Annotated in this window: 16 protein-coding genes and 2 tRNA genes; 12 read left to right on the forward strand and 6 right to left on the reverse strand. The window is 48.4% G+C overall.

Going from position 1 to position 13,859, the window contains the following annotated elements:
- The first annotated feature begins 52 nt into the window (after positions 1 to 52).
- Positions 53 to 2,107: a DNA helicase IV gene (gene helD, locus M979_RS03285; RefSeq protein ID WP_064553699.1), complete on the forward strand. Its 2,055-nt coding sequence runs from the start codon at positions 53 to 55 to the stop codon at positions 2,105 to 2,107.
- Here the strand turns inward: helD and mgsA are convergent, their stop codons facing one another.
- Both mgsA and csgI read right to left on the reverse strand, forming a co-directional pair.
- Entirely contained in the window at positions 2,108 to 2,566 is a 459-nt protein-coding gene (mgsA, locus tag M979_RS03290) for a methylglyoxal synthase (RefSeq protein ID WP_064553701.1), read from the reverse strand.
- A 95-nt stretch (positions 2,567 to 2,661) separates the two neighbouring features.
- Positions 2,662 to 3,327 carry a curli synthesis inhibitor gene (csgI, locus tag M979_RS03295; protein WP_034456309.1) on the reverse strand — a complete coding sequence of 222 codons (666 nt, stop codon included), beginning with the start codon at positions 3,325 to 3,327 and terminating at the stop codon, positions 2,662 to 2,664.
- 187 nt (positions 3,328 to 3,514) lie between these two features.
- On the opposite strand from csgI, the gene M979_RS03300 reads away from it, so the two are divergent.
- Complete coding sequence (locus M979_RS03300) at positions 3,515 to 3,928, forward strand: CoA-binding protein (RefSeq protein ID WP_034456307.1); 414 nt, start codon at positions 3,515 to 3,517, stop codon at positions 3,926 to 3,928.
- 29 nt (positions 3,929 to 3,957) lie between these two features.
- Here the strand turns inward: M979_RS03300 and hspQ are convergent, their stop codons facing one another.
- Both hspQ and rlmI read right to left on the reverse strand, forming a co-directional pair.
- Positions 3,958 to 4,275, reverse strand: a complete 318-nt coding sequence (hspQ, locus tag M979_RS03305) for a heat shock protein HspQ (protein WP_034456306.1) — start codon at positions 4,273 to 4,275, stop codon at positions 3,958 to 3,960.
- Between the two features lie 60 nt (positions 4,276 to 4,335).
- Complete coding sequence (gene rlmI, locus M979_RS03310) at positions 4,336 to 5,526, reverse strand: 23S rRNA (cytosine(1962)-C(5))-methyltransferase RlmI (protein WP_064553703.1); 1,191 nt, start codon at positions 5,524 to 5,526, stop codon at positions 4,336 to 4,338.
- Positions 5,527 to 5,616: 90 nt separating this feature from the next.
- On the opposite strand from rlmI, the gene yccX reads away from it, so the two are divergent.
- Positions 5,617 to 5,898, forward strand: a complete 282-nt coding sequence (gene yccX, locus M979_RS03315; RefSeq protein WP_064553705.1) for an acylphosphatase — start codon at positions 5,617 to 5,619, stop codon at positions 5,896 to 5,898.
- Here yccX and tusE read toward each other — a convergent pair.
- Positions 5,895 to 6,224, reverse strand: a complete 330-nt coding sequence (gene tusE / locus M979_RS03320; protein WP_064553707.1) for a sulfurtransferase TusE — start codon at positions 6,222 to 6,224, stop codon at positions 5,895 to 5,897. The genes yccX and tusE overlap by 4 nt on opposite strands.
- 107 nt (positions 6,225 to 6,331) lie before the next feature.
- Entirely contained in the window at positions 6,332 to 6,991 is a 660-nt protein-coding gene (yccA, locus tag M979_RS03325) for an FtsH protease modulator YccA (protein WP_034456301.1), read from the reverse strand.
- Between the two features lie 226 nt (positions 6,992 to 7,217).
- Here yccA and M979_RS03330 point away from each other — a divergent pair, with 226 nt between their 5' ends.
- The 9 genes from M979_RS03330 (at position 7,218) to M979_RS03370 (ending at position 13,841) form a co-directional block, all read left to right on the forward strand.
- Complete coding sequence (locus tag M979_RS03330; RefSeq protein ID WP_064553709.1) at positions 7,218 to 8,846, forward strand: ABC transporter substrate-binding protein; 1,629 nt, start codon at positions 7,218 to 7,220, stop codon at positions 8,844 to 8,846.
- Between the two features lie 151 nt (positions 8,847 to 8,997).
- Positions 8,998 to 9,085 (forward strand) — tRNA-Ser (locus M979_RS03335).
- Positions 9,086 to 9,237: 152 nt separating this feature from the next.
- Positions 9,238 to 9,325 (forward strand) — tRNA-Ser (locus M979_RS03340).
- A 236-nt stretch (positions 9,326 to 9,561) separates the two neighbouring features.
- Positions 9,562 to 10,305, forward strand: coding sequence for a FadR/GntR family transcriptional regulator (locus M979_RS03345; protein WP_034456299.1), 744 nt, complete (start codon positions 9,562 to 9,564; stop codon positions 10,303 to 10,305).
- 23 nt (positions 10,306 to 10,328) lie between these two features.
- Positions 10,329 to 10,775, forward strand: coding sequence for a ribose 5-phosphate isomerase B (rpiB, locus tag M979_RS03350; RefSeq protein WP_034456298.1), 447 nt, complete (start codon positions 10,329 to 10,331; stop codon positions 10,773 to 10,775).
- 21 nt (positions 10,776 to 10,796) lie between these two features.
- A complete protein-coding gene (locus M979_RS03355) occupies positions 10,797 to 11,696 on the forward strand; it encodes an NAD(P)-dependent oxidoreductase (RefSeq protein ID WP_064553711.1) in 900 nt (299 codons plus the stop codon).
- A 23-nt stretch (positions 11,697 to 11,719) separates the two neighbouring features.
- Entirely contained in the window at positions 11,720 to 12,397 is a 678-nt protein-coding gene (locus M979_RS03360; protein ID WP_064553713.1) for an amino acid ABC transporter permease, read from the forward strand.
- A 13-nt stretch (positions 12,398 to 12,410) separates the two neighbouring features.
- Positions 12,411 to 13,097 (forward strand): amino acid ABC transporter permease, encoded by a 687-nt coding sequence (locus tag M979_RS03365; RefSeq protein WP_034456295.1) that lies wholly within the window; start codon positions 12,411 to 12,413, stop codon positions 13,095 to 13,097.
- A gap of 18 nt (positions 13,098 to 13,115) precedes the next feature.
- Positions 13,116 to 13,841 (forward strand): amino acid ABC transporter ATP-binding protein, encoded by a 726-nt coding sequence (locus tag M979_RS03370; RefSeq protein ID WP_064553715.1) that lies wholly within the window; start codon positions 13,116 to 13,118, stop codon positions 13,839 to 13,841.
- The last annotated feature ends 18 nt before the right edge of the window (positions 13,842 to 13,859 follow it).

The raw sequence follows: 13,859 nt of genomic DNA on the forward strand, positions 1-13,859 counted from the left end.
CCTTCGGCGAGTAAACTTAACCACAACCATTTTTTGGATCAGGCAAAGCGTAATGGAATTGAAAGCGACCTCCCTTGGCAAACATTTAGCACAACATCCCTACAATCGGGTGAGATTACTGACTGCGGGTGTAGAGGTAAAGGGCGATCGTCATGAATACCTTATTCCATTCAATCAGTTAATCGCAATCAATTGCAAGCGCGGGCTGGTTTGGGGCGAACTGGAATTTGTCTTACCCGATGATAAAGTCGTGCGTTTGCATGGTACGGAATGGAGTGAAACGCAGCACTTCTATCATCACCTGAACGAACGCTGGCAGAACTGGAGCACTGAAATGAGCGAAGTGGCAGCTCAGGTGCTACAACAGCAATATGCCGAAATAACGCGCAGGGTGCAGCAAGAGAAATGGTTCAAACGCAGTGATATGCAGGCGCTACAGCAAAATGTTCGCGCTGCGTTTTCAGCGCTACCGCTGCCATTAGCACGGCTTGATGAATTCGAAAATTGCCGCGAGCTTTGGTTTCATTGTAAAGCCTGGCTTGAACAAGGTGATACGCGACGCCATCAGCGCAATACCGCTTTTACCAACCATATGCTGGAAAAATATGCTGACTTTTTCCAGCGCATCGAAAGTTCTCCGCTGAATCCTTCGCAGGCTCGTGCCGTCGTCAATGGCGAAGATTCACTATTAGTGCTCGCGGGGGCGGGGAGTGGCAAAACTTCCATTCTGGTTGCTCGTGCCGGTTGGCTATTACAACGTGGCGAAGCCAGTGAAGATCAAATCCTGTTGCTGGCATTTGGGCGCAAAGCCGCGCAGGAGATGGATCAGCGAATTGCTGAACGCCTGAATACCGATGCTATTTCCGCGCGTACGTTTCATGCTCTTGCTCTGCATATTATTCAGCAAGGAAGCAAAAAAGTGCCACGGGTTAGCGAGCTGGAATCCGACACCACGGCACGCCACCAATTGCTAATTGAAAGCTGGCAACAGCAGTGTGGTGAGAAAAAAGCACAGGCAAAAGGCTGGCGGGAATGGTTACGAGATGAGTTGCAATGGGAAGTGCCAGAAGGTGAATACTGGAAAGATGAACGATTAGCTAAACGTCTGGCAAGCCGTTTAGATCGCTGGTTGGGGTTAATGCGTATGCATGGGGGTTCGCAGGCAGAAATGATTGCCGCAGCGCCTGACGAAATCCGCGATCTCTTTGCCAAACGCGTCAAGCTGATGGCCCCTTTACTGAAAAGCTGGAAAACAGCGCTGAAAGCGGAAGACGCAGTCGATTTTTCGGGCTTGATTCATCAGGCTATTAATGTGCTGGAAAAGGGGCGATTTATTAGTCCGTGGAAGCATATTTTAGTGGATGAATTTCAGGACATCTCGCCACAGCGTGCAGCGCTTCTTGCGGCACTTAGAAAACAAAACTCGCATACTTCGTTATATGCGGTGGGTGATGACTGGCAGGCAATTTATCGATTCAGTGGTGCAGAAATGTCGCTAACAACCGCCTTTGCTCACCATTTTGGTGATGCAGACCAGTGCGCATTAGATACCACTTACCGCTTCAATGATCGCATAGGTGAAATAGCGAATCTATTTGTACAGCAAAATCCGCATCAATTAGCTAAGCCATTAAATAGTCTGTCTAAAGGCGATAAAAAATCCGTTACATTGTTGGCTGATGATCAGCTTGAAGCCCTGCTGGATAAGATGAGCGGATATGTGAAACCGGAGCAGCGTATTCTCGTTTTGTCCCGTTACCATCACTTACGCCCTGCGATTCTGGAAAAGGCCGCAACACGCTGGCCAAAGCTCGCCATTGATTTTATGACTATTCATGCCAGCAAAGGGCAGCAGGCTGACTATGTTGTAGTGCTTGGGCTGCAGCAGGGGAAAGATGGTTTCCCGGCACTGGCGCGAGAATCGGTAATGGAAGAGGCATTGTTGCCGCAGCCGGAAGATTATCCAGATGCTGAAGAAAGGCGATTATTGTATGTGGCGATGACGCGGGCACGTCATCGAGTCTGGCTTTTATTCAACAAACAGGAACCGTCCAGTTTTGTCGATATCCTGAAAAATCTTGGCGTGCCCGCAGCAAATCGACCGTAATTACTTCAGTCGTTCTGCCAGATAACGTGCGTAATCGGGGATTAAAATTTCAACTGCCTGATTAAAACCCGGCGACTGAATAATAAAATCGGCGGTTGATAAGTTAGTTGCAACAGGTATGTTCCACACAGTTGCCAGACGTAGCAATGCTTTAACGTCAGGATCGTGTGGAACTGCATTAAGCGGGTCCCAGAAGAAAATCAGCACATCAATTTTCCCTTCGGAAATCAAAGCACCGACTTGCTGATCGCCGCCCATAGGGCCGCTTAACATGGCGTTGACATCCAGGCCACTGCCGCGCTGGATGAGATTTCCAGTGGTGCCGGTTGCGTACAATACATGATGAGAAAGATTGGCTTTATGGCGCTCAACCCATTTCAATAACGCATCTTTGCAGTGATCATGCGCAACCAGCGCAATATGTTTTTTTTCCGCCAGGGTGCGGGTCGTTAATTCCATTGGTTAATCCTGATTGATTTATATTGGCTACAGCTTACTGGAAGCCACTGATGCTGCAAGAGAAGGGTGTCAAAAATGCAGGATTTGGAAGTCAATTATTGCGTTGGATTATCTTTTGCCCATTGCAAGAAACGGTCGCGGGTAGGTTTATCTGCTTGTAGAAACCAATATCTGAGGCGCTGCTCGATTAATGTATCGGATTGACGAGGGGGAGTGTCGAGTTCAGATGTTTTCGAGAGTAGTTCGCTATCGTCAGCCATCATCGTAGCGAACCCTTTTACCGCCGCAGTTTTCCCGGACTTGTTGTAAAACTGAGTATCCCGTTCGTAATCAATTCCCTGTGGTGTGATTTTTACCGGCAAAATATCCACTTTCAATGGGATTACCGCAGCATCACCATCAAGCAACTGAAGATTGGGCGCCAGGTCAAATTCATCGCTGTCTTTATCATTTTCAATACGTGGGATATTGAAATTTACCTGGCTGACTTCTTTAGTGTTAAAAGTAACCACTAAAGGAGGGGAGATATAAAGACGCTGATCTCGTGTGTTGCTCCTGATATTTTTTTCCACACGAAAGACTAACTGATGAGGACCATTGTCCAACTCAATGCTATCAGCACCTCTTAGCAAGGAACTGGAAACTTTTTTCCCATCCAGTACCAGCAAGTCGATCTCGGTGGACAGGCGCAGGGTTGTCGCCCTCGATTCACCAGGCAAAAGAAGGAGCCAACATAGTGCGATAAAGAACACGGTTCTCATCAATTTCTCCTGCCTGAGGTTAAATAGGACCATCCCTTACTGAATGTTTCAAAGTTTTTCATATGGGCGGTTCATTAACATATAGACATATTCCCGAAAATTGCTCTACTACCTGTGTATGGGAAAGATGGTGAGTCAGTAACGGATGGCATACACTTCTAGTTACTGAGTCCCTGCGGAGAGAGTGATGAAACAGGTTGATATCGAAACTATTCTAAAAAACACCCGAACAATTGCGCTGGTGGGAGCCAGTGATAAGCCAGATCGCCCAAGCTATCGGGTGATGGCGTATTTGCTCGATCAAGGATATGAAGTGATCCCGGTGTCCCCAAAAGTGGCGGGTAAAACCCTGCTAGGGCAGCAAGGTTATGGCTCACTTGCAGACATCCCTAAGAAAGTCGATATGGTTGACGTGTTCAGAAATTCGGAAGCAGCATGGGAAGTCGCGCGCGAAGCGATAGCCATCGGCGCCAAAACGTTATGGATGCAGTTGGGCGTGATTAATGAGCAGGCTGCTGTCCTCGCGCAAGATGCCGGATTAAATGTGGTGATGGATAAATGCCCGGCGATTGAAATACCAAGACTAGGACTGGCTAAATAATAAAAAACCCCGCGATTGCGGGGTTTTTGCTAATTACGCAGGCGAGGTGCCTGAAGCTGTTGCCGTATCGAAGCCGCCAATTCATCCATCGACGGTTGTTCGGGATGCTCGTCTTGTGACTCCCCACTTAACTGGGCTTCAGCAAGATAGGTATGCACTGCCTGGCCATCATCATCTTCCATCACTACATGATACCAGGGGGCACTGCGGAGGGCATCGTTATCGGCCAGTTCATCTTCTGCTGGTTCATCCAGAGAGTATTCCGGGTCGATATCGACCACTACCCCCAGATAACCCAACAAAGAGTGTCGTACTTGCTGGCCTATGCCGAATTTGCTGGCAATCATAGTCACCTCCTGAGAAACATTACCTGCCATTAATGTGCGGGCAACATTCCATTTTTCAAGTTACATGACGCGACAGGCAAACCCTTTCAAATACAGCCCTTCCGGGTAGGTAGCGATCACTGGGTGATCGGCCGCCTGACGGAACTGCTCTATAAATTGTACATCACGCCCGGCATCTACGGCGGCATCAGCGATGATTTTCTGGAATAAATCTGTCGTCATTAAACCAGAGCAAGAGAACGTCATCAGAATACCATCCGGATTTAACAACTGAATTGCCAGCATGTTGATATCTTTGTAGCCACGGCAGGCGCCCATTAGCTGGTTCTTATTTTCGACAAATTTTGGTGGATCCATAATGATTACGTCGAACTTCTCACCCTGATCGCGGTATTTGCGCAGCAGTTTGAATACATCATCACGCACGAATTCAGCTTTGCTCAGGTCGAGTTTGTTCAGCTCAACGTTTTGCTTCGCAACATCCAGGGCATCCTGAGAGGTATCAACACTGACAACCTGGCGACATCCACCCATCAGTGCGGAAACCGCGAAACCACCGGTATATGAGAAACAGTTCAGTACTCGCTTATCTTTCACATATTGGCGAGTCGCAAAGCGGCTATCGCGTTGGTCAAGGTAGTAACCAGTTTTATGGCCGCCTTTAATATCGACCAGCAACTTCATGCCGTGTTCTTCGATTGGCAACAAATCAGGTGGCAGTTCACCGCTGACCGGGCCTTGCGCCAGTTCCATTCCTTCTTTCTTACGCACCGCAACATCGGAACGGTCGTAAATAGCGCATTCCGGATAGAGCTTTTGCAAAGCAGCAACCAGCGCAGGGCGTTGATATTCAGCACCAGCGGAAAGTAATTGCAGCACAAGGAAATTGCCGAAGCGGTCAATCGTCACACCGGGCAAACCATCAGATTCACCAGCAATCAGACGATAACTATCCAGCCCGTCACGAGCGGCGAGCCATTCACGCCAGACCTGTGCCTGCTGCAAACGACGAGTGAAGAAATCGATGTCGATACTTTCATTAGCATCGAAAGTCCAGACGCGTGCACGGATTTGCGAAGATGGGGAATAAGCGGCGCGTGCCAGCCATTTGCCATTGCTGTCAACAACATCAATTGTTTCACCGAGGTTGGCTTTGCCTTCCATACGTGCAACAGCACCAGAAAACACCCACGGATGACGGCGCAATAACGATTTTTCGCGCCCTTTGGTTAACACTAAACGTACACTCATAATTTGCTATGCTTTCTTGCTAAGAATTTGGCGCCATTTTCCGGGTTAGACCGGTTAAATGCAACGCAAGAACCCGAAACGGAGGAAGTTATGGCCACAGTATGCACACTTGCCTGGGTCCACGGCCTGGTTCAGGGGGTTGGGTTTCGCTACAGCACCCAGCGTGAAGGGCTAAAACTGGGGTTAACCGGTTATGCCCGTAATATGGATGATGGCAGCGTTGAGGTATTAGCCTGCGGCGAAGCGCAGCAGGTTGATAAACTTATCGCGTGGCTAAAATCAGGAGGGCCGCGCAGCGCTCGGGTTGATAAAGTACTGACGGAGCCGCATCAACCCGATCAACAGTGGACTGATTTTAGTATTCGCTACTAAATGCACTTCACCGGTTTTGGCAGGCCAGCAATTTTTGTCGCCTGCTTAGCCGGTCCTTTTGGGAACAAACGGTACAGATAGCGGCTGTTACCTTTCTCTTCGCCGAATTTGTTAGCCATTGCTTTGACTAGCATTCGAATTGCCGGGGAGGTATTAAATTCGAGGTAAAACTCGCGCACGAATCTCACTACTTCCCAGTGTTCAACTGCAAGGGTAATGCCTTCATTAGCGGCGATAACTTCGGCAAGCGGCTCGCTCCATTCCTTGCTATTTTTCAGATAGCCATCGGCATCTGTTTCTATTTCTCGGCCTTCAAACATCAACATAATTATTCTTTGCTCCAGACAAACTGGCGGCAGTGTAGCAAATTTTGGCGTATCAGAAAAAACAAAGCCCCGCGATAGCGAGGCTTTGGATGGGGAACAAACAGCGATTAGTCGCGGCTTGCGAAGCCCAGGATGCTCAACAGGCTGATAAAGATGTTGTATAGAGAAACATACAAACTTACCGTTGCGCGGATGTAGTTGGTTTCGCCACCACGGATGATATTGCTGGTCTCAAACAAAATCGCGCCAGAAGAGATCAGAATAAATACTGCGCTGATTGCCAGGTGCAGAGCAGGCAGTTGCAGGAAGATGTTCGCAACCATACCCACCAACACCACGACTACGCCTGCCATCAGCATACCGCCGAGGAAAGACATGTCTTTTTTGGTGGTCAGCACATAAGCCGAGCAGCTAAAGAACACCAGCGCTGTGCCGCCTAATGCCATACCAATCACATCGCCCATACCGGCAGAGATGTAGGAATTAAGCATTGGGCCGAGGATGTAACCCAGGAAGCCGGTGAACGCAAAAGCAGCAAGAATACCCGTCGGTTTATCAGCCAGACGGTAAGTTAAAAACATCAGACCATACATACCTACCAGCGTCAGAATCAGACCTGGAGATGGCAGCATCAACACGGTGCTTGCGGTTGCGGTAATCGCAGAGAACGCCAGCGTCAGGCTGAGCAAGAAATAGGTATTACGCAGTACCTTGTGGGTACTTAGCAGTGACGAACGGTCACGCGAGGAAGTAATTATGCGATCCATTCAGAAACTCTCTCTTATTACAGGTGTATATGGTGAGTGAGAATAATAGCCTCCTTTATTGCAAGGAAGCCCTTTTACCCATCTTTACCTTGCTCTGATTTAATTCACAGATTCGATATCTGTCATAAAACTCACTTATATGTAGCTGAAAATTATTGCTTTAATCATTTCGGATGCTAAGAGTGTTAACCGTACCGTCGTTAATAACTCAAATAAGGCGTGTTTAATGAAAGCAAATAACCACATCACAATTATCAGATCGTTTGTCGCTATTGGCGTTGCTTGTGCAATTTCTGGGGTCTGGGCTGCCAATGTGCCAGCAGGAACAGAACTGGCTACGAAACAGGAATTAGTACGTAACAACGGCAGTGAGCCAGCCTCGCTTGATCCTCATAAAGTCGAAAGTGATGTTGAGTTCAATCTTATTAGTGACTTCTTTGATGGGCTAGTGGCCGTGCGCAACGATGGCTCGATTGAACCTAGGCTTGCTGAAAAATGGGAAGAGAAAGACAACACCGTCTGGACATTTCATCTTCGCCCTGGCCTTAAATGGTCCAACGGTGAGCCGATTACTGCCGAAGATGTAGTCTGGAGCTGGCAACGCCTGGCCGACCCAAAAACCGCCTCCCCATATGCGAGTTATCTCGGTGGTATGCATATCGCGAATGCGGCGGATATTGCACTTGGAAAACAAGCCTCTGATACTTTGGGTGTTAAAGCGCTCGATGCCAATACGCTACAAATTACTCTGACACAACCGACGGCTGCTTTCCTTGCCATGCTGGCTCACCCATCTTTGGTGCCAGTTGATAAATCGGTTGTTGAGAAATTTGGTGATAAGTGGACGCAGCCGGGTAATTTCGTTAGCAGCGGTGCATATACGCTTTCACAATGGGTGGTGAACGAAAAAGTTATTGGCTTGCGTAACAAGCAGTACTGGGACGACAGCGACACCGTTATCAATAAAGTGACTTATTTGCCGATCGCGTCTGAAACTGCGGATATCAATCGCTATAAAGCGGGAGAGATAGACATTGTTTATACTTTGTCGCAAACACAGTTCGGCTCGTTAAAAAAATCCATTCCTGATCAGGTTCATGTTACGCCGAAACTGGCGACTTATTATTACGAGTTCAACACCACCAAAGCGCCTTTCAATGATCCGCGTGTACGCCGGGCACTGAATATGGCGCTAGATAAAGACATCATCGCTGAAAAAGTGTTAGGGCAGGGACAAATCCCTGCCTGGGTGGTCAGCCAGAAGAAAATTGGCGGTGTAGAGATAAAATCCCCTGAGTACGCAAGCTGGAGCCATGAGAAGCGTGTAACTGAAGCCAAAAAACTGCTTGAAGAGGCGGGGTTCAATGCATCACATCCATTGAGTTTTAATTTGCTCTACAACACCTCTGAAAATCACAAGCGTATAGCCATTGCAGTCAGCTCGATGTGGAGCAAAAATCTGGGTGTTGAAGCGAAGCTGCAAAATCAGGAATGGAAAACCATGCTCGATACCATGCACAACGGGACATTTGACGTCGTGCGCTATGCGTGGATTGCTGATTATGACGATGCTTCCACCTTCCTGAATACCTTCCGTACCGGTAATAGCGAGAATAACTCAAAGTTCAGTAATGCGGCTTACGATGAGGCGCTGGATAATGCGGCTAAGGCCGACAATGTTGCAGATCGCGGCAAGTTCTATCAGCAAGCCGAAGACCTGCTGGCGAAAGATGTGCCAGCCATTCCGGTCTACCACTATGTTTTAGTCCAGTTAGTGAAACCTTATGTCGGTGGGTACGCGCCAAATAATCTTGGCTTCTATTACACCAAAGATATGTACATCAAAAAGCACTGATAGTGGGGCGGGAATAACAGGTAATATCTGCTGTTAAACCAATCAAATTGTTGTAGTTTTACCCAAACGATACGGGATTGGTGATTAATCAGGCGAACGAACAAAATCGTGCTTTACATGAAGTATGGGGATGTTTATAGTTCGCCTCGTTGGAAGCGTGGCCGAGTGGTTGAAGGCACCGGTCTTGAAAACCGGCGATCCGAAAGGGTTCTAGAGTTCGAATCTCTACGCTTCCACCAACATTTCAGCCCCAGCTTAGAAATAAGCTGGGGCTTTTTCGTTTCTATTTGTTGATGTTTCAAACAAATAAACCAGATTTGATGATTTTTCAGGCGAACGAACAAAATCGCTCTTTACATGCAGTTTGGGTATGTTTATAGTTCGCCTCGTTGGAAGCGTGGCCGAGTGGTTGAAGGCACCGGTCTTGAAAACCGGCGATCCGAAAGGGTTCTAGAGTTCGAATCTCTACGCTTCCACCAACATTTTAGCCCCAGCTTAGAAATAAGCTGGGGCTTTTTCGTTTCTGTCGTTTACCACTCCAGGCTTACCCCTTCATCAGCAACGCTTCACCCACCAGTTCTGATATCAGCGCTTTTTAAATCATCTGCAAGGTTGATCACATAATGATCAATTTAAAAAATGATCAACATCACATTAATATTTCATTAACATATCTACCATTGGTATTACCACTACAGACCACTGGTAATATTGTATGCAAATCAGTCGTGAAAAGACGGAACACATCAGCGGCTACGACAGGGTTGTTAAATTTTTGCGTGAGCAATTACTTTCCGGAGAGCTCAAAGCTGGAGACAGTTTGCTGCCTGAACGCGACCTCTCTGCAAGGCTTGGGGTTAGCCGGCCAGTATTACGTGAGGCGCTAAGAGCATTAGCTATGATCGGTGCTGTAGAAATCCGGCATGGAGTGGGGACGGTTGTAACTAAACCAGATGTCTCCATCCTGGGCGAGTTTTTCACCTTTGTTCTGGCACACCAGCCAAACGTGGTTGATGACGTGATGCAGGCACGTATCGCGATTGAACGCCAGGCAACGCGCCTTGCCTGCCGCAGGGCTGTTCAGAGTGATTACGACCGCCTGGCCGCATGTCTTAGCGATATCGTCGATACCATCCATATTCCTGAATCAGGCGGTCTTGCTGATTTTCGTTTCCATGAAGCCATCGTTAATGCTTCAGGCTCCCCAACGCTTATCAATATGTATCAATCGATCAGTGTGCTGATGCATCGATCCCACCTCGACAGACGCGAACAGATTATTCAACTCGAAGGTATTGAAGAGTTTCTTATCGATCACCATCGCGCCATTTTTGCCGCCATCGTCGATCGCAACGAAGAAAAAGCCGATGAATTACTGGGCCGCCATTTTGAGATTGGGGCCGATTTTCGCCGTCGCGCCACCATTCGCATGGTAGGCGGAGCCCCATTTGCAAACTAAAACTCACTCAAAAGGAAAGACAGATGCAGATAGTAATTGGTAGCGATCATGCCGGATTTCATCTCAAACAAGAACTCTCTCAATGGCTACGCCAGTGTGGGTATGAACTCGAAGATATTGGTAGTCATGACCCGGAACCTGTGGATTTTCCTGATATTTCTTACGCTTTATGCAGCAAAGTCCGTGAGGGTAACGGAAAACGCGGAATCCTGGTGTGTGGTACCGGTGTGGGCGCGGTGATTGCGTCAAATAAGGTGAAAGGTATTCGTGCCGCTGTCTGCCATGACGTCCATTCAGCACATCAGTCTGTCGAACACGATGACGTCAACGTCATGTGCATTGGCGCGCAAATTGTTGGCCCGTGGCTGGCTCGCGATCTCATTGCTGCTTTTTTAGAGGCTGAGTTTGTCCAGGATGCCGACTTCATTCGTCGCGTAGAGAAGTTATCCCAGCTTGAGCAATCCAACTAATTAGCAGCAAGGAGAATGATGATGAATAACAATATTTCCGGCATCGTTGGTTTTCTAGGTTTAGGTGTAATGGGGCGGGAAATGGCCCGTAACCTTGCTCAAGCAGGCTTTACCGTACGCGCTTTTGACATTATCCCTGGTGCCGGTGATGCATTGCGCTCGTTTGGCGTAGAAATTGTCTCCGAGATTAGCGCTGTAACCCGCGACGCCGATATTGTCATTTCCATGCTGCCGGATACACCCCAGGTTGAAGATATTGTTCGTGGGTCCGACGGGTTGTTGTCCAATCCTCCTCGCGGAAAGTTGTTTGTCGATATGAGTACCATCGCTCCAGAAGCTACGCGAAAGTTAAGCCAGGAACTATTAGCCGTCGGGGTCACTATGCTTGATGCCCCCGTTTCCGGAGGCCCAATTGGTGCTAAAAACGGCACGTTGAGCATCATGGTCGGCGGTGACGCTGGTGGGTTTGAACAAGCCACTCCTTATCTCAAAGCAATGGGCACCACTTTGAACCACGTTGGGGCATCTGGTGCCGGGCAGACCGTCAAACTCTGCAATCAGCTTATCTGCGGTATCAATATTCAGGCTATTTGTGAAGCGCTGGCTCTGGCACGAGCCTGGAATATCGATTTGCCACAAATGCGTGAAGTGTTGCTCGGTGGATCTGCAGCTTCATGGATGCTTGATAAGCTCGGGCCGGCGATGATCGAAGGGGATGTTTCGGCTGGTTTTCGTATTGACCTGATGATGAAAGATCTTCGTCTGGTGCTGGAAGCTGCGCAAAAACACCCGGTACCACTTCCCGCCACCGCGCTGGTTGCCACTCAGTATCAAAACGCACAGGCATACGGTGAAGGGGCAAATGGTAATCAGGCGCTATTCAAGGTTTATGACCGTCTAACCGGTCAGCAGACTCTTTGACCAAATGACATAGGTGAAAAATAATGGTCCTTGATTTCACTGCAATTTTTTCGCAATGGCAGCTGCTGATCGACGGTGCATTGTTAACTGCGAAACTTGCCATGGTTACCACGGTGACCGGTTTTCTTATCGGTACGCTCTGTGCCATTGCACGGCGTTCTCAATCTGTATTTTGTGCAAGAGTCGCGGCCATCTACGTCGAGTCGATCCGCAATACGCCGTTTCTGGTGCAGATATTCCTGGTTTACTTCGGTCTGTCTAGCCTGGGGTTTTCATTTACGGCGTTCACCGTCTCCGTTATTGCCTTAACGATAAACGTCGGTGCTTATACAGCTGAAATCATGCGCGCAGGATTTGAATCCATCCATAAGGGGCAGTGGGAAGCGGCTGAGACACTTGGGTTAACTAAATGGCAGCAATATTGGCATGTGGCACTGCGCCCTGCGATTGAGCGTGTATATCCATCGCTGACCAGCCAGTTCATTCTTTTAATGCTGGCCTCTTCAGTCACATCGCAAATCTCTGCTGAAGAACTGACGGCAACCGCCAACTTCATACAATCAGAGACTTATCGCCCCTTTGAAACCTTCTTCATTGTGGCAGGCATCTATATTGCACTTTCTATGCTGATGCGCCTGGTCTTTTGGTTGTTTGGGCTGGCAATTTTTCCTCGCCGTCGCCGACTTGGCACCACGATTTAGGGAGGACTGATAGATGAATATTCCCCTCAACTTTGCCCATATCCAATTCTTGCTCGAAGGCACGTTATGGACGATTAATTTATCGCTGATGGCTTTTATCGGCGGTGGATTGATGGGTTTTCTTATTGCACTTGGACGTATTGCCCCCGTCAGACCGCTGCGTTTACTGGTCAGCCTGTGGGTTCAGCTGATTCAGGGAACACCGTTGCTGATCATCATGTTTATGATCTATTTCGGTTTGCCGCAGCTCGGTTTTTCAATCTCACCACTGCTGGCTGCGGGCGTTTCCCTCACTATTTATGCCAGCGCTTATCTTGGTGAAATTTGGCGGGGATGCATTCAGTCTGTTCCTCGCGCGCAGTGGGAGGCCGCTGAATGTCTGGCGCTGTCACGCACACAGCGCATGTTTAAAGTTATTTTGCCACAGGCCATCAAACTGGCGACGCCACCGACGGTGGGGTTCTCTGTACAAATTATCAAAAACACTTCGCTGGCATCCGTTGTCGGGTTTGTCGAATTGGCTCGCGCAGGTCAGTTAATTAACAACTCTATTTTTGAGCCTTTCATTATTTATCTCATTGTTGCAGCTGTGTATTTCTGTCTCTGCTTCCCGGTATCTGTATTAAGCCGAAGGCTGGAGCGGGGCGCTCCTGAGAAAAAAGCCAAATTATTGCAACCTGCTACTCCACGAATCACTTAAGCGCTGAAGGTAATCAATATGTCCATTATTACATTGAGCAATGTGCAAAAGAGCTTCGGCCCTAACCCGGTGCTTAAGGACGTCTCTTTTTCTGTTAATCAAGGTCAGGTCATCGCACTTATTGGTGCCAGCGGCTCAGGAAAAAGCACTGCACTTCGTTGTATTGACCGCCTGGAAACTATTGACGGCGGTAGCATCGAGGTCTGCGGGCATAAAGTCGAAGATCCGCGCCTTGATTTACGTAAGCTGCGTCAGGATGTGGGTATCGTGTTTCAGAGCTACAACCTGTTCCCCCATTTGACGATTGAGCAAAACATTACACTCGGCCCGGTGTCGGTGAAGAAAATGCCGAAAGCAGAAGCCAGAAGATTAGCGCTGTCGGTACTTGAGCAGGTCGGGCTGGCTGACAAAGCCGAGAGTTATCCGGAACAGCTTTCAGGTGGGCAACAGCAACGTGCTGCCATTGCCCGTTCGTTGGCGATGAAACCGAAAGTCATGCTATTCGATGAAGTGACATCTGCGTTAGATCCCAAACTCACAGGCGAAGTGTTGCGGGTTATTGAGCGGCTGGCCGGTAGCGGCATGACCATGATCATGGTGACCCATGAGATGAACTTTGCACGCCGGGTTGCCGATAAAGTAATTTTTATGCACCAGGGAACTGTACATGAAAGCGGCACGGTAGCCATTTTGAAAACGCCGTCTACTGAGGCGCTGCAGGAGTTTGTTTCAAACGATCTTTGACAGAAAAAACTGTTTTAG

It is taken from the genome of Buttiauxella noackiae ATCC 51607 (assembly GCF_001654865.1).
Classification (GTDB): Bacteria; Pseudomonadota; Gammaproteobacteria; order Enterobacterales; family Enterobacteriaceae; genus Buttiauxella; species Buttiauxella noackiae.